Annotated in this window: 14 protein-coding genes and 3 pseudogenes; 5 read left to right on the plus strand and 12 right to left on the minus strand. The window is 64.9% G+C overall.

Annotation, left to right across the window (positions count from 1 at the left end):
* Window positions 1-3 precede the first annotated feature (3 nt).
* Entirely contained in the window at window positions 4-1,338 is a 1,335-nt protein-coding gene (locus QTH87_RS23845; RefSeq protein ID WP_286612620.1) for a M16 family metallopeptidase, read from the plus strand.
* Between the two features lie 445 nt (window positions 1,339-1,783).
* Here QTH87_RS23845 and QTH87_RS23850 read toward each other — a convergent pair whose 3' ends face one another.
* Together QTH87_RS23850 and QTH87_RS23855 are read right to left on the minus strand one after the other, a co-directional pair.
* Entirely contained in the window at window positions 1,784-2,221 is a 438-nt protein-coding gene (locus tag QTH87_RS23850) for a pyridoxamine 5'-phosphate oxidase family protein (protein ID WP_286612624.1), read from the minus strand.
* A 597-nt stretch (window positions 2,222-2,818) separates the two neighbouring features.
* Window positions 2,819-3,130 (minus strand): annotated as a pseudogene (locus QTH87_RS23855) (hypothetical protein); the annotation flags it as partial.
* A 294-nt stretch (window positions 3,131-3,424) separates the two neighbouring features.
* Here QTH87_RS23855 and QTH87_RS23860 point away from each other — a divergent pair.
* On the plus strand, window positions 3,425-3,604 hold the full coding sequence (locus tag QTH87_RS23860; protein ID WP_286612627.1) for a hypothetical protein: 180 nt from the start codon (window positions 3,425-3,427) through the stop codon (window positions 3,602-3,604).
* Window positions 3,605-4,124: 520 nt separating this feature from the next.
* Here the strand turns inward: QTH87_RS23860 and QTH87_RS23865 are convergent.
* From QTH87_RS23865 to QTH87_RS23875, 3 genes are all read right to left on the minus strand, one after another.
* Window positions 4,125-4,736: a DUF4142 domain-containing protein gene (locus QTH87_RS23865; RefSeq protein ID WP_286612628.1), complete on the minus strand. Its 612-nt coding sequence runs from the start codon at window positions 4,734-4,736 to the stop codon at window positions 4,125-4,127.
* A 157-nt stretch (window positions 4,737-4,893) separates the two neighbouring features.
* Window positions 4,894-5,220 carry a hypothetical protein gene (locus QTH87_RS23870; RefSeq protein ID WP_286612629.1) on the minus strand — a complete coding sequence of 109 codons (327 nt, stop codon included), beginning with the start codon at window positions 5,218-5,220 and terminating at the stop codon, window positions 4,894-4,896.
* 275 nt (window positions 5,221-5,495) lie between these two features.
* Window positions 5,496-6,974 carry a DUF1254 domain-containing protein gene (locus tag QTH87_RS23875; protein WP_286612631.1) on the minus strand — a complete coding sequence of 493 codons (1,479 nt, stop codon included), beginning with the start codon at window positions 6,972-6,974 and terminating at the stop codon, window positions 5,496-5,498.
* Between the two features lie 631 nt (window positions 6,975-7,605).
* Here QTH87_RS23875 and QTH87_RS23880 point away from each other — a divergent pair.
* Genes QTH87_RS23880 through QTH87_RS23890 form a run of 3 tightly spaced genes read left to right on the plus strand, consistent with a single transcriptional unit; the run spans window position 7,606 to window position 10,215 of the window.
* Window positions 7,606-8,565, plus strand: a complete 960-nt coding sequence (locus tag QTH87_RS23880) for a diacylglycerol/lipid kinase family protein (RefSeq protein ID WP_286612634.1) — start codon at window positions 7,606-7,608, stop codon at window positions 8,563-8,565.
* On the plus strand, window positions 8,562-9,392 hold the full coding sequence (locus tag QTH87_RS23885) for a metallophosphoesterase family protein (protein WP_286612636.1): 831 nt from the start codon (window positions 8,562-8,564) through the stop codon (window positions 9,390-9,392). Before QTH87_RS23880 ends, QTH87_RS23885 begins: the two co-directional genes overlap by 4 nt.
* The gene (locus QTH87_RS23890) at window positions 9,382-10,215 is read left to right on the plus strand and encodes a phosphatase PAP2 family protein (RefSeq protein ID WP_286612638.1); all 834 of its coding nucleotides are present in this window, start codon (window positions 9,382-9,384) and stop codon (window positions 10,213-10,215) included. Before QTH87_RS23885 ends, QTH87_RS23890 begins: the two co-directional genes overlap by 11 nt.
* 127 nt (window positions 10,216-10,342) lie before the next feature.
* Here the strand turns inward: QTH87_RS23890 and QTH87_RS23895 are convergent.
* From QTH87_RS23895 to QTH87_RS23930, 7 genes and pseudogenes are all read right to left on the minus strand, one after another.
* Window positions 10,343-10,483 (minus strand): annotated as a pseudogene (locus tag QTH87_RS23895) (EamA family transporter); the annotation flags it as partial.
* Window positions 10,484-10,725, minus strand: a pseudogene (locus tag QTH87_RS23900) (hypothetical protein); the annotation flags it as partial.
* 250 nt (window positions 10,726-10,975) lie between these two features.
* Window positions 10,976-11,563 (minus strand): protoglobin domain-containing protein, encoded by a 588-nt coding sequence (locus QTH87_RS23910; protein WP_286612640.1) that lies wholly within the window; start codon window positions 11,561-11,563, stop codon window positions 10,976-10,978.
* 31 nt (window positions 11,564-11,594) lie between these two features.
* Window positions 11,595-12,113 (minus strand): hypothetical protein, encoded by a 519-nt coding sequence (locus tag QTH87_RS23915; protein WP_286612642.1) that lies wholly within the window; start codon window positions 12,111-12,113, stop codon window positions 11,595-11,597.
* A 2-nt stretch (window positions 12,114-12,115) separates the two neighbouring features.
* Window positions 12,116-13,585, minus strand: a complete 1,470-nt coding sequence (locus QTH87_RS23920; RefSeq protein ID WP_286612644.1) for a catalase — start codon at window positions 13,583-13,585, stop codon at window positions 12,116-12,118.
* Entirely contained in the window at window positions 13,582-14,271 is a 690-nt protein-coding gene (locus tag QTH87_RS23925) for a dienelactone hydrolase family protein (protein ID WP_286612645.1), read from the minus strand. The genes QTH87_RS23920 and QTH87_RS23925 overlap by 4 nt, the downstream gene beginning before the upstream one ends.
* A gap of 13 nt (window positions 14,272-14,284) precedes the next feature.
* Window positions 14,285-14,401 (minus strand): alpha/beta fold hydrolase (locus QTH87_RS23930; RefSeq protein WP_444812834.1); only part of this gene is annotated, 117 nt, incomplete at its 5' end.

Consider the following 14,401-nt stretch of genomic DNA (forward strand, 5'->3'; position numbering starts at 1 on the left):
GTGATGGTCCGGCTGCCGCCCCAAAGGGCCAATACCTTGCTCCAGACCCTTGCCAACGGCGTGCGGCTACTTGCGGTCCCCATGCCCCATGTGCAGAGCGCCAGCGTCGGTGTGTTCGTGCACGTCGGCTCGCGCGACGAGACGCCGGTCAGCAACGGCATCGGCCACGTGCTGGAGCACATGGCGTTCAAGGGAACCACCACCCGTTCGGTTCAGGCCATCAACCTGGATGCCGAGCGGCTGGGTGCGGATGTGAACGCGTTCACCGGCAAGGACAGCACTGGCTACTTCATGACAGGCCTGGGCCGGCATGCGGAGCCATTGCTGCGCATGACAGCCGACATCTTCCTGAACAGCACCTTCCCCGAGAATGAGCTCCAGCGCGAGCTGGAAGTGATCCGCCAGGAGGCCATCGAGTACGAGGAGGATCCGGAGGATGCCTCCAGCGAGTTGCTCGACCGCGCGATCTGGGGCGACGATCCGATGGGCATGCCGGTGATCGGCACTGTCGGCAACATCCAAGGCTTCACCCGAGAGGACTTGGTTCGTCATGTGCAGTCCCACTATGTCGCGGAGAAGACTGTTGTCGTTGCGGCTGGCAACTTCGACGTCGACGCCTGGCTGGCGCTCGCCGGGCAACTCTTCAAGGCCATGCCCGGGTCGCCCGATCGGTCCGTGACCCTGCCGACGGCAACTGCAAAGTACGTCGGTCAACCCATGGCTCGGCGCTTCACGCAGGTGTCCCAGGTGTTCCTGAACATCGCCTACCCGGTGGCACCCGAGAAGCAAGATGAGATGCCACAGCAGCGCTGGCGCCTGGCAGCCACACTGGCGGCGAACCTCTTCGGCGGCGGGATGTCGGCGCCCCTGGTCGACACGGTGCGCGAGCAGCTTGGCCTTGCCTACACGGCCCATGCCACGCTGGATATCGGGGACATCTGGGCCAACTTCGTGGTGCACGCGGTCACGACACCGGACAAGCTTGACGCGCTGGTCGCTGCAACCGCCGAGGTGCTGCGTGCCCAGGCGAAATCCATCGCTCCGGTGCACCTCGAGCGGGCCAAGAACCAACTGACGGTGTCGCGCGTGCGTGCCGCGGAACGGACTTACGCGACGATGGAACAGGCTGTCGAAGAGCTCTTCGCGAGCGCGTGTGTGACGCCGATGTCCGAGGCCATCGCGATGATCGACACCATTCAAGCTGACGAGGTGCAGGCGGTCTTCGAACGGATGCTGGTCAACCCCCCGGCGCTGGCGATCACCGGCAAGGGTGCCAGCGTGCGCACCGCTCGTCGATTGGCCGCGCGACTGGTCCGTGGCGGCCATCCCGAGGCCTGAACCCGACCGGGGGAGTCCGCAGCGGAGCGCGGCGCCGAGTGCAAGGCCAAAGGTTCAGGCAAGTCGTACACGTCGCTTCGGCGAACAGGAGCCTGCGTCGCCATCTCGCACTGCATCTGCATATTCACATCGAGGGCAGGAGCTTCAAGACGCACGTTTTGCGCCGGATCTCCGCCGAACTCGCGCCCGGCGTGGTGTGCGACATCTACCGCGTGGAGCAGGCTTCACGCTGGCAGACGTTCACGACGGTGGACACCGTGCCGGAAACAAGGTTGCCTTCGAAAGTAGCTGGCGGAAGATGGCATTGCATGTCAATCGTCCCTCGTATCCGCATGGCGACGATCGCATGTGAGGCAGAGATGCGGACTCAGACCCGTCGCGGCCGCGTGGGGGGCTCGGGCGTCCGGACGTCGCCGTTTGGCGCTGCTGGGAGCACGCGCGCAGGCTAAAGTGTGAGCTCGCCTTCGTCTTCACCGTCCCAGTAGTGAATGCGCGTGGCGTGCACCTTGATCATCACCAAGCCAGGTGTCTCGGGACCCTGCTTGAACCAGCGGTCCAACTCCTCCTGCCAATGGGCGGCGAACGCGCCCCTGTCGCGCACGATCTCCGCTTGGCCTTCGATCGCCAGCATGAGGGGGGGCTTGCCGAAGATTCCAGGCTTGCCCTGCATGGCCAGTGTCACCTGGGCGTCGCGTTCAATATCCGCCACGGTCCGCGCATCGTCCCAGGCGAAAAAGTAGCTGTCGCCGTCATAGTCGACATCGCCGTTGTTGCTCATCGGCCGTCCCGCAATCTGACCGCCGTCCGTGTGCGTCATGAGCATCGAAAAGTCGATGCTCGCCATATCCTTGGCGAGGTCCTGAAGTGTCCGAGGAGTGGTCATGGCTGTTCCTTCCTAATACGTTTAGGAAACCATTGACGCCTGGGTGCGACGCGGGGCGCGTCAGCCGTCGCCGCATGCGGGTGCGAGCACGAGGCTTTCGTTCGGCCAGACCGCGCGCGCAGCCGCTCCGCGTACCGTCATCGCAGCTTCATGTGGTCGCAACAGCCGAGCGACATTTCCCTGCTCGACCAAGGTGTCTGCATCGGGGCTGATGCACGCATTGCCCCGAGGCTGTCGACCCCTGGCGCTTGCCTGCGTTCACGAGCAAGCTGCAGTTCCATGTGGCCCACGCAACGTGCGCACGCCCAGCAACTTCAGCCAGCCGGGGCCGGAGTGCTCGTCATGCGCATCAGGTCTCTTCGATACACGTTCGTCACCGTGGCGCGGAGGCCGTGTCGTCGAGCGTCGGCACGCCCATCGCCTGGGCGACGACGCGCGAGCATTGTGCTTCCAAGCACGGCAGATGTCGCACGGATTCCGGTAGTCAGAGCAGCGTCCTCGGCAGCGATGGATCATGGACCCCTCAGTTGCGGAGAATCCGAAAAGCGTACCTGTGACATTGGCACCGGTGATTGCCCGGCGCGTCGAAGCTGGCGTTCAAGAAAAAAGCCTGCACTGACGGCCACCTGAAAGGAATAGCCGTCCCGGTCGTCGAGTCAGAGTGATTGAAGGCAGAAGGTAGCGACCTATGCGGCTCTCCGACACCGCGCGAATCGCCTGCGGCGGTCCCTCGGCCACGATCTGCCCGCCCGCGCTGCCGGCTCCCGGACCCAGGTCGATGATCCAGTCGCTTTGAGCCATCACCCGGAGGTCATGTTCGACAACCAAGACGGTATTGCCTGCCTCTACCAGCTTGTTCAGCTGCACCAGGAGCTTGTCGACATCGGCGGCGCGCAACCCGCTCGTCGGAAGTTACCGTCCGTATCTCGAGCGCGGACGCGAGTACGCGATGGATGAGAATCGTTGGTTCGGGCGCCTGACCTCGCTTTTCTGGTCCGTGCAAACGAAGGCGGCCTTGCGCCCATGGAGTCTGCCGCGCATCCAGGCTACAGCTGGGCGGTGGCGGCGCAGGCTAAGGCGGGGCGGGCTCGGCGGAGGTGCCGGAGTCCCCCAGGATGCCGAAGTTCAAGCGCGTCGCACAGTGGCGGCTCGCGAATGTAGTTCTTTGGTTCACAATATGCGCTCCAATGCGAGGAGATGGAGATGGCGGAGCCCGATGAACGCTACACAGCTTGGCGCGAATGGGATGAGGCGACAGAAGCCTTCAAGCGAGCGCACTTTCCGCCGGCAGGCCAGGGCTCGCCCACCCTCGAACAGAAGCGAGTGCTTGAGACAGCGATGTCCGCCGCCCTCGAGCGGCTCAAGGCGATTGACGGGTACTGAGGGTCACCCGACAACTTTCCTTCTTGTGGCCTCGCGACAGTTGCTTCACGCACTTCGCTGCTTCGACGCGAGGCGATTGTGCGGACCATGAGCCGCCTGCCACCAGCGGCAGTCTGCCGAGCATATGCGCTGCGTTGATTCCGAATTGCGCTTCCGATCGCATGGGCAGCATCGTTTCTCCCCTTACTCCGATCGACAGGCGGACGGCGTTGAGCTGTCCGCCATGCGCCGTCTGACCGCGAGAGCGAGCTCGACGGAGCGGGCCTCGCCCCGCAAAGCGGCCTGCGCATACCAGGACGAGGCTCGCTGCAGGTCCAGCCGGACTCCGTAGCGCCGAGAGGCGCAACCATCGCCAGTCCCATCGCCAGTCACCACCGCTTCTCAGACCTGTATCGCGTCGATCGCGTTCCTCGGTCCCCCTGTGCGCAATCGAATGGCGATGCTCGATGAAAAAGATGAACTGCAGGCTCCAGTTCGCCTCGGTGGGTACAGGACTGGCGTGCTTGGGGGGCTTTGCAGCTCAGCCTACCTTGATGTCCAACGCGTGTTTCAGATGCTCCTCAAGCCTGGGCAGCGTCTGCTCGATCCAGGCCTTGAGGTCTGCGGTGCGTGTGGCGCGCTTTGCGCGCTCAAACATCTTGATATCGGCCTCGTGCGCCTTGACGCCGATCTCGTCGCGGAAGGCCCGGTCGAATGCCGGCCCCTTGGCGGCTGCGAGTTGTGCCAGAACCGCGCGCTTGTCCTCTGGCACCTGGTCCGGGAGCGGGTAGTTGTGGGCCACCGCCACCTTTTCGAGCGAATTCAGCGCAGCGCGGTGGTCCTTTGCGAGGCTGGCCGCGAGCGACTTGATGGCCGGGTCGGAGGCCCGCTCGTTCGCCAGCCTTGCCGCCGCGATCTCGAAGAGGCCGTTCCCGCCGGCCTTGGTCATGAAGGCTCGATCGGCCTTGCCGAGCCGCGACGGTGCCGACTTGGCCAAGCCCTCGCCTTCGGGATTGTTGTTGCGGGCCTCGGGCCCCTTCATGCTGCGCGAAGGCTTCACCTGTTCGGTCTCTTCGACGGCGTGCGCCTGCGGCGCCAATATGGCGAAACCGACAAAAAGGAGGGAAGCAGCAATGGATTGAGATGTCGTCATGGATGGAGCATCGCCGACCCACGGCCGAGGCGCTGTCCGTCGGTGGCGCGTCCCCCTGTCAGGCGCGGCGCCTACGATTTACTACTGGCCCGCTGCGGCGAATCGCGGCCCAAGGCGCTGCTATAGGCAAGCCGCCTTCGCTAAGGGCAGGGCCCAGTCAAGACGCCGAGAGTTCGTCGAACCACGCGGCGTAGGGCGTGTTCTTGACCAGCATCCGATTGAGGTCCGGCGCACCATCAGTCCACCACACCGGGCCGCGTTCCCCCAGCGCTCGCTTTGCGCAATCGACCCTGGCGCGCGCTTTGCGCAGGCCATCGGCGTTGCCAGCCCGTTTCCGCGCCCCGACGTCACGCCGCGCGGACATGAGTTCCGCGACCAGCGCGTCGCGCGTCGCAGCGGGCAGCGTCGGATTGGACAGGCGCCAAAGGCGGCCTCGGACGATGAAGTAGCGACCATCGGGGGTATGAGGCAGCGGTGACGCCATGTGTATGGTGGAGGGGGCGAGCCGAATCCTGCCACAGCGACCAAGGTCCGCCTCTGGCCGCCTACGTCAATAGCCGTGCGCAACCTGAGGACCCTGCTTCACACTGGTTGCAGTGGGTCGCTTGCCAGCCGTGCAGGTCGCACATGGGCCCGTTGCTGGCTTTAGTTCCTCCGCCTCGAACTGCGGCAATGCGCGTGGAAGCGGCCAGTGACGCTGGCCGCCGGTGCCAGTGTGCTTTCCTCGATTCCACGGTCCCGAGAACGAGTCCGCTCCGTCTACTTCGACGCGACGATCCCCGGTGGTTTCCACGTTCCCTTGCCTGCGGGCAGGATCGAAGGCGCCGTTGCCTTTGGGTAGTACAGGCGCATCACCAGGAAGATGGTGTCGTTCGGCGCCGGCAACCAGTTGGATTCCAAAGCCCTGCCCGGCGAGTCCTTCTGGACGTAGAGGGTGAGTGACCCGTCCTTGTTTTTCTTCATGCCGGACAGCATCGGCGAGTTGACCAGATAGCGGTTGATCGGGTTCTTGATCAGGAATTGGCTCTTGCCGTCATACATCGTTACCGACCAGAAGGCGTTCACCGGCGGAAGCTGCCCGGCGGGAAAGGTGATTGTGTAGTTGTGCTTGCTGCCGTCCAGCACTGCGCCTTTCGAATCGGCCCGGGTAAAGGGATACACCGCTTCCACGGCATCGTTCCCGTAGAGACCGCCCTTGGCTGCAGCGGCACGCATCAGCCAATCGCCCTTGAAGAAATCCTGATTGCCGAACAACGCGCCGATGTTCCAGCCATTGACGTTCTTGACGCCGCTGGCGAGGAACTTGTCCACCTTCGCCTCACCCTCCTTCGCGCCCAGACCTAAGGCCGCCTTGTGCTCCAGCGAAAGATCCTTGAACTCGAAGGTCTTGCCCGGGCCGATGCCGATGCGGGCGAGCCGGGCGCGGACATCCCTGTCTTCGGGCGTCGCGGGGACGAACCGGAGCGCGGCATCGAGATACTGGAAGTAGTTCTCCTTGATCCCTTTCGTGGTCGCGGGGAGGAAACTGATCGCCGGCGCGGCCGGCGGAGCGGGTTGCTTCAGGAACGCGGACAGCGGCTGCGCCTTGTAGCCCGCCTGCACCTTCTCCACGTTCGGCATGTCGCCGGCATTGAAGAGCTGGGTCCGGATGGCACTGAGCGCGAACGGCGTTGTCGAGGTGAATACCTTCTTGATGCCCGCGGGCGTCGCGCCTTTCCAGTCGGGGCCGACCACCATGTAGCTACCCGGCTCGGTCCCCGTGGCCCGAGTGCCGATGTAGCCATAGTTGTAGGTGTTGCCGTCGATCAACTGCACCGAGTAGTAGCGTCGCTTTTCCACCGCCGGCACCGAGATCACCATCGGCTCCGCGCGCAAGTCCAGCCAGACAAACGAGTACGGCGTGTCGCTGTTGGGGGTGATGATGGCCGTGTCCTGGTAGGTATAGACGCGGGACTCGTTCTTGATCTGGTTGAACGGCGCCTTAAATTGCGGTCCACCCTTGTCGACGGCATACTCATACATCACCGCATAGTTCATGACGAGCGGCAGCCCGTAGATGAAAGCCTCCTCGGCGATGGCCTTGGTCTCGGCGATGCTGGGCGCCGCGATGCCCTCGGCGGCGTCGGCCTTTGCGGCCTGAGCCACGGGATCGTTCTTGCTGGCGCAGCCCGCAATCAAAGCCACCGCGGTAGTGGAGATCGCTGCCCACTTCAAGAGCACGGGAAGTTCCGCTTTCATATTTACCCTTTAGTCCAAAGTCCTGATCCGTGCACGATTGCAGCGGCTCGCGCGATGGTGACACCGACCCCAAAGGATTGGCTACTTCCCTAAAGGGCAGTACCGATGCATCTTGGTTTGAGGTACTACTTGCCGCTTCGGTTGAGTGGGAGACGCAGCCTTGCTGCCGGTCCAGGTCCAATGGAATCGGCATGTCCGAGGAGCCCAAGCGCGCCTATGTCAGCCGCCTGCGGGCAGCCTTGCCCAGAAAAAAGCCCGCTTGGCATAGGAAGACGAGGGCGCCGCAGTCTGGCACGGCCCTGCGACAAACTGCATGCCCTTGCGGGGTCGGCATCGTCGGCGCTCGCACATCTGGCACCTTTGCAAGGCGCCCTGTCATGCCCATCCTTGCCCCCCCGTTCAAGGCCCGGCTCGGTCATGGCTGGCCTTCGCAGTCCGAGACAGCGGCATCCTTCCGAAGGGTTGCAGTGAGCTTCCCGCGGGGGCTTTGTCCAGCCACCGGATCACCCGTCGCTGCCCTGGGCCGCTTCATTTTTACCCGAGGAACACATTCACTCCCACTGATACGAGGACCAGCGTCCGACAGGCCAGTCGCGCTTGTTGCGGTAGAAGGGAAGTATTTCGATTTTCTATGACTCCACCCGAGCTGTCTCCCCGCGCGCCCTTGCTCGTCGTCCTGAACGCCGGGTCCGGTAGCGGCGAGGCCGAGAGGGCGCGGGAGGTCATCGCGGCAGGCTGCGCCGCGGTGCAGCGCGACTTTCACGTCTACGAGGTCGACGCGCCCGGCCGGCTGCACGCATGCGCACGCGAGGCGGTCGAGCGCGCCCGCGTCCTCCGGGGCGTTGTGGTGGCAGCGGGCGGCGACGGCACCATCAACGCCGTCGCGCAGGCGGCGCTTGGCAGTGGGTGCGCGTTCGGCGTCTTGCCGCAGGGCACCTTCAACTATTTCAGTCGCACGCATGGCATTCCCTCGGACACGGCCGAGGCGTTGCAGGTGCTGCTCAACGAGAGCCCGCGGGCGGTTCAGGTGGGCATGGTCAACGAGCGCGTGTTCCTGGTCAATGCGAGCCTCGGCCTCTATGCCAAGCTGCTGGAGGACCGCGAAGCATTCAAGGCCCAATACGGCAGGCATCGCTGGGTGGCCTTCTTCTCAGGTGTCATGACCATTCTGCGTGGCGCGCGGCCCTGGCATCTGCACATGTCCTGGCACGGCCAGCAGCGTGACATCCGAACCCAGACCCTGATTGTCGCCAACAACGCGCTGCAGATGCACCAGGTCGGCTTGGCCGAGGCCGACGCGCCGGAACAGGGTCAATTGGCAGCGATCGCGCTCAAGCCCCAGGGCGCCATTGCCATGCTGTCGCTGCTCGCGCGCGGTGCGCTGGGTCGCCTCGGCGATGCCGACAGCGTGCTGAGCTTCACGTTCGAATCGATGACGGTGCGCCCGGTGCGCGGTCGCGGGCGCGTCAAGGTCGCGACCGATGGCGAGATCGGCTGGCTCGACATGCCGCTTGACTTCCGGGTAGCGCCCGAGCCGCTCTGGCTGATTCGCCCCGAGGTGGCGCCGGAACTGGAGGCGACGAGGCAATGACGGTGCTGTTGCAGATCTCCGACCCTCATTTCGGCACGGAGCGGGAGCCCGTGGCGCAGGCGCTGGAGCAATTGGCCCGCACGCAGCGTCCTGATCTCGTGGTGCTCTCGGGCGACATCACGCAACGCGCCACCCGGGCCCAGTTTCGGTTGGCCCGCGCATTCGTCGACCGGCTCGGCGCGCCGTCGCTGCTCTCGATTCCTGGAAACCACGACATCCCGTTGTTCGGGCTCGGCACGCGGCTTCTGAACCCCTATGGGCGTTATCTCGAAGCCTTCGGCCCCACGCTCGAACCGCTGTTCGAGTCGGTCGACTGCCTGGTCCTCGGCGTCAACACGACCCGCTGGTACCGCCACAAGGACGGGGAAGTCTCGGCATCGCAAGTCGAGCGCGTGGCGCGGCGGCTCGAGCTCGCCACGCCGCAGCAATTGCGCGTGGTGGTCGTTCACCAGCCGGTCGCGGTGACGCTGCCGGAGGATGCGACGAATCGACTGCACGGGCGCGACGTCGCGGTGGCACGCTGGAGCGCCGCCAAGGCGGACCTGGTGCTTGGCGGGCACATTCATCTGCCGTTCGTGCGGCCGCTCGCGCAGGATTTTCCGAGCTGCCATCGATGGACGTGGGCGGTGCAGGCCGGCACCGCGGTTTCGACGCGCCTGCGCCGGGGTGCGCCCAACTCGGTCAACCTGATTCGGTGGACCGGCGCAGTTCCCCGAAGCTGCACAGTCGAGCGCTGGGAATGCGAGGCCGGCACTGCGCGCTTCGTGCTGGCCACCACGGACACGCTGCCGCTGGGTGAAAGATCATCCGTCGAGCATGGCACCTGAGGCAGCGCCATGGGTAACGTCGGCGCAGATGCTGGGCCAGCATGCGCTGGCTGCGTTTGCGATTTGCGTGCTGGCGGCGGTCGCCGCGAGCGGCATGGCTTGCTCGCTGCTGCATCGACGCCATCTCCGGCGAATGCATGCAGGCGATGCCGGCCCGCCGACCGTCGCGAGAATGCTGACCGGCTATGCGACCGGGTTCCTCCTGATTCTCGGCATGGCAAGCCTTTTCGCCGTGATCGGCCAGCGAATCGGTCCGGGCACGCAGATGGGTCTTGCCGACCAGGCGCTTGCCGAGGCTATCGGACAGAGCACGCCCGATGCAGCGTTGCGTGCATTCCGCCTGCTCACCCATCTCGGTGATCCGCTCTTTCTGGCCGTGCTCGGAGCGGTGGTGGCCATGGTGCTCTGGCGGCGAGCGGAGCGCCTGCTCGCGGCCGGCTGGATCATCTCCCTGGCCGGCAATGCACTTTTGAATCCGATGCTCAAACAGGTGTTCGAGCGCTCCCGGCCGCTGCACGATCCGGCGCTGTCGCCGATCGCTGGATACAGCTTCCCGAGCGGCCACACTTCGGGTGCGACGGTTGCATACGGCATGCTGCTCTATGTTGCGCTCCGGTTGCTGCCGCTCCGATGGCACGCGGCCGCGGCGATGGCGGCAGTAGCCCTGGTGCTGACCATCGCCTGCAGCCGCGTCTTTCTCCAGGTCCATTTCGCGAGTGACGTGGCAGCCGGTCTGCTCTCGGGGCTGTCGTGGCTGGGCGTGTGCATTGCAAGCCTGGAGTTCGCCAGGCAGCGGCGCGTCCCGTATTCGAATGTGCATTGACTCCGCGGCTGTGAGCCGGGTGTATCCGGCCCAACGACTGCCGCCCGCTATATAGCTTTTCCAGGGGCGCCCGCGCGTTCAACTGAGAGGCGCGGCCGGCGCTGATGGGCGCAGAGTGGGTTTTGCTCATTCCCGGGGCGATGCCCCGGTCGAGGTTCCGTGAAGACGAACCAAGCGAGCAGAGCGGTGAACACGCCTTCCGCGTTTAGCAATAGCGACGCGTCCGCTGCGGCAGGCCCGCCAGTCCGGTCATCGACAGCAAAGGGCCGCGCAGAACCGTCACCAGGGCGCGGCGCTGGTGCTCGGTCATCCATTGGAAGCCCAGGCATTCACAGGCTTGCTGCTGGTGGTCGCATAGGGTGCGCCCGCGGGCGTACAGCGCGCGCAGCGAGACCAGATCAGGCGCGGTGATGTCGAGTTCGCGGCCAAGGTGGCGAAGCAGGGCGGGAAGCACGACACGCACGCTGCCAGCCGCCGTCTGGTCATGCGGGCCAAGCCAATGTGCTGCGAAATCAACAACCTATCGAACTGATCCCGCGCCGTTCCTGGGGATCCGAACCGTCAGTCTTGACACCGGAAACAAGCCGACCCCAAGCCTGGCTTCGAGACGGAATCTCGGTCAAGGCCATCGCCGACGAGCTCCGCTACGCGAATGCATCGGCGTGGTCGCGGCTCTTCACGCAGAAAATCGGCGTCTCTCCGCGCCGGTGCCGAACTCGGCCCGAGTGAATGGCCGTGTGCCGACCCACCACGCAATCAATCAGAAGTCTGCGCCGGGAACGTAGGGCTGGCTCCACAAGGTCGCGGTCAGCGTCACGGCCTTGAACCAGGCGGCGTGCATTCTCTCGACGTCGGCGGCGCTGTGGTCGCGTTTGGCGAGGAAGGGCTTCATGGTGGCGGTGAGGGGAACGATGAACGCGATCAGGTAGCGCAGATGGATCACGCCTGCCGTGGACTGAACGTCGTCGGTCAGGTTCTTCTTCGCGCGCGTGTGCCGCAGGCCGACCTCGTACTGATAGTCGAGCCACGCCCTGTCGTAGTTGGCGGCGGTGGTGTCCCGGATCCATTGACCGAAGCGCTGCCGGACTGCGTTCAGGTAACGAGCGTCCGGCTGGCCGTCCTTGCCTGCGAAGTAGGCCACGAGGTGCGGGCTTGCGCCGACGAATCCGTACCAGACGTCAAGGACGTCCTCGATCTGACCTTCTAGCACCTCGTGCGCCATGCGCAAGGCATGCAGGTCTTCTTCACCAAAGAGCACTGTGGCCTTTAGCAACTCGAAGTCCGCATCGGACAGCGGGGAGCGCGCAACCTCGGCTTGGCCGAGCGTGTAGCCGGGAATGTCTTTCATGTTTTCTCCGTGGGAGGGCAAAGTGGACGATTCATCGCGACGAGACGATCCCGGGCGGTGACCATGAACGACTTTCGGCGCGAATACGACGCACCTGGAGCAGGCAGCCGACAACCAGGACAACGAAACACGCGCCGACTGCCTTCTGCAAGGCAGGGTCTTCCGGGCTGCTGAACCAGGGAGTGCCGACAGGAATGCGCGTGAAAGTCTCGGTCAGGCCCGGGATCATGTGGAAGAACAGCGTGGTCGAGTAGGCGATGGTCTCCACGTAGCGCGAGGCTCGACCAAAAAGCAGGGTTCGACCGGCGACCGCGGCGATCGCCAGAACCGACAGGGTGAGGATGCCAAGCACATGCGGCGCACCGAAGCCGCCGCGCTGGAAGATTCCGAAGCCGGTGAGGCAGGTGAGCACGGTCGACCAGATGTAGGTCTGGCCCAGCGCCTTGCCGGCGGGGATCTCCTGGTAGCGCACGAGCGCCGCCACGCCGGCGACCAGCGCAACCAGGCTGATGGCGGTGTGGATGAGGCCGAGAGAGGTCAGTCCGAACATGGTCACGCTCCTTGGATGCTGCGGGTTTTCTCGTTGTGCGCAGCGATGGCTGCGGCCACGCCTGCGCCGTATGCCGAGTCCGCCCGCGTGCAGTTGGCGATATGGCGCGCGTAGGTGGCGTCGGAGCAGCCATGCATCGCCCGTGCGGTGTTGTCGAACAGCGCCTGACGCTGCGCCGGCGTCATGAGGCGAAACAGCACCGCGGGCTGGCTGTAGTAGTCCTCGTCCACGCGGTGGTCCCAATGGTCTGCTGCTGCTCCGGAGAGACCGAGCGGCGGTTCGCGAAACTGCGGCTGCTCGGCGAAAGCACCATGGCTGTTGGGTTCGTAGGGCGTGAGTCCTCCGCGATTGCCGTCGGTGCGCATCTGCCCGTCGCGGTGGTAGTTGCTGACCGGGCAGCGGGGCGCGTTGACCGGGATCTGAAAGTGGTTGACGCCGAGCCGGTAGCGCTGCGCATCGCCATACGAGAAGAGCCGCCCCTGCAGCATCTTGTCGGGCGAGAAGCCGATGCCCGGAACGACGTTCGCGGGATTGAACGCGGCCTGTTCGACCTCGGCGAAGAAGTTGTCCGGACTGCGGTTGAGCTCCAACTCGCCCACTTCCTGAAGCGGGTAGTCCGCATGCGGCCACACCTTGGTCAGATCGAACGGGTTGAAGCGGTAGGTCAGCGCATCCGTCTCGGGCATCACCTGGACGTAGAGTTTCCAACGCGGAAACTCTTTCGCTGCGATGCAAGAGACGAGGTCGCGGTGCGAACTTTCGCGGTCCTGGCCGACGAGGGCGGCCGCCTCGCCGTCGCTGAGGTTCTGGATTCCCTGCTGCGTCTTCCAGGTGAACTTGACCCAGAAGCGCTCGTCGGCCGCGTTGAGAAAGCTGAAGGTATGGCTGCCGAAGCCATGCATGTGGCGAAAGCTACGCGGCATCCCTCGGTCGCTCATCACGATGGTGACCTGGTGCAGGGCTTCCGGGAGGGAGGTCCAGAAGTCCCAGTTGTTCTCGGCGCTGCGCAGGCCGGTGCAGGGGTCACGCTTGATCGCGTGGTTGAGGTCCGGAAACTTGAGTGGATCGCGCAGGAAGAACACTGGCGTGTTGTTGCCGACCAGGTCCCAGTTGCCCTGCTGCGTATAGAACTTGATCGCGAAGCCGCGGATGTCACGCTCGGCATCCGCGGCACCGCGCTCGCCGGCCACGGTGGAGAAGCGCACGAACAGGTCGGTCTTCTTCCCCACTGCGGAGAAGATGTCGGCCTTGGTGAAGCGCGTGATGTCGCGTGTCACCGTGAAAGTGCCGTACGCGCCGGCGCCCTTGGCATGCATGCGACGCTCGGGAATTACTTCACGGTCGAAATGCGCGAGTTTCTCTAGCAGCCATACATCCTGCAGCAACGCGGGGCCGCGGGGGCCGGCAGTCTGCGTGTTCTGGTTGTCGGGAACGGGCGCGCCGAAAGCGGTGGTCAGTCGTCGATCGGTCATGCGTGGAGCCTCGATTGAAGGAAGTCGAAAGTGCGGCCGTTGGCGAGGTCGGCGGCACTGGCGTCATAGTGCGTGCCGCCATGACGCGCGAAGGCGTGCATGCAGCCGGCGTAGCGGTACACCTCGACCTGCGGCTTGCCCGCGAATGCGCTGGCGATCGCCTGCTGGGCGGGCTTCGAGATGAACTCGTCTTCTTCACCGAGGTGCATGAGCATCGGTGCCTTCACCGCGCCGGCTTCAGCGAGGAACTCTTCGGTGCGGCCGCCGTAGTAGGCGACTGCCGCGTCGACATTGCTTCGTGCGGCCACAAGAAAGGTAAGCAGGCCCCCTAGGCAGTAGCCCATGACGCCGACCTTGCCAGTGGCGCCCTCCAGGCTGCGTCCTGCGTCGACCGCGCTAGCGACGTCGCGCACGCCGGCATCCAGGTCGAAAGCCTTGTACAGCGCCAGAGCGCGCGGCCAATCGTTCAGGTGAGAGAGTTCGACGCCTGGCTCCTGCCGCCAGAACAGGTCGGGGCACAAAGCGATGAAGCCCGTGGCGGCCAGCTCGTCGCAGGTTTGGCGCATGTCCGCGTTGATGCCGAAGATCTCCTGGCAAGCCACGACGACGGGCGCCGGTGAGTTCCGGGGGCGGGCGATGTAGGCGGCGAAGTTCCCGTCGGGCGTTGCGATGGACATGGTTGCCATTTGGAGGTCCTCCTCAACCCTTGATGAACGCCAGCAGGTCGGCGTTGATGATCTCGGGGTGCGTCGCGCACATGCCGTGCGGCAGCCCTGGGTAGACCTTGAGCTCGGCGCCCTTCACGAGCTTGGCCGA

The organism is Variovorax jilinensis (assembly GCF_030316885.1).
Classification (GTDB): domain Bacteria; phylum Pseudomonadota; class Gammaproteobacteria; order Burkholderiales; family Burkholderiaceae_C; genus Variovorax; species Variovorax jilinensis.

What these genes read in the sequence shown, in the direction of transcription:
- QTH87_RS23845 (WP_286612620.1), top strand. Translation starts at nt 4, where the DNA reads ATGGTCCGGCTGCCGCCCCAAAGGGCCAATACCTTGCTCCAGACCCTT.
- QTH87_RS23850 (WP_286612624.1), bottom strand. Translation starts at nt 2,221, where the DNA reads ATGACCACTCCTCGGACACTTCAGGACCTCGCCAAGGATATGGCGAGC.
- QTH87_RS23860 (WP_286612627.1), top strand. Translation starts at nt 3,425, where the DNA reads ATGGCGGAGCCCGATGAACGCTACACAGCTTGGCGCGAATGGGATGAG.
- QTH87_RS23865 (WP_286612628.1), bottom strand. Translation starts at nt 4,736, where the DNA reads ATGACGACATCTCAATCCATTGCTGCTTCCCTCCTTTTTGTCGGTTTC.
- QTH87_RS23870 (WP_286612629.1), bottom strand. Translation starts at nt 5,220, where the DNA reads ATGGCGTCACCGCTGCCTCATACCCCCGATGGTCGCTACTTCATCGTC.
- QTH87_RS23875 (WP_286612631.1), bottom strand. Translation starts at nt 6,974, where the DNA reads ATGAAAGCGGAACTTCCCGTGCTCTTGAAGTGGGCAGCGATCTCCACT.
- QTH87_RS23880 (WP_286612634.1), top strand. Translation starts at nt 7,606, where the DNA reads ATGACTCCACCCGAGCTGTCTCCCCGCGCGCCCTTGCTCGTCGTCCTG.
- QTH87_RS23885 (WP_286612636.1), top strand. Translation starts at nt 8,562, where the DNA reads ATGACGGTGCTGTTGCAGATCTCCGACCCTCATTTCGGCACGGAGCGG.
- QTH87_RS23890 (WP_286612638.1), top strand. Translation starts at nt 9,382, where the DNA reads ATGGCACCTGAGGCAGCGCCATGGGTAACGTCGGCGCAGATGCTGGGC.
- QTH87_RS23910 (WP_286612640.1), bottom strand. Translation starts at nt 11,563, where the DNA reads ATGAAAGACATTCCCGGCTACACGCTCGGCCAAGCCGAGGTTGCGCGC.
- QTH87_RS23915 (WP_286612642.1), bottom strand. Translation starts at nt 12,113, where the DNA reads ATGTTCGGACTGACCTCTCTCGGCCTCATCCACACCGCCATCAGCCTG.
- QTH87_RS23920 (WP_286612644.1), bottom strand. Translation starts at nt 13,585, where the DNA reads ATGACCGATCGACGACTGACCACCGCTTTCGGCGCGCCCGTTCCCGAC.
- QTH87_RS23925 (WP_286612645.1), bottom strand. Translation starts at nt 14,271, where the DNA reads ATGGCAACCATGTCCATCGCAACGCCCGACGGGAACTTCGCCGCCTAC.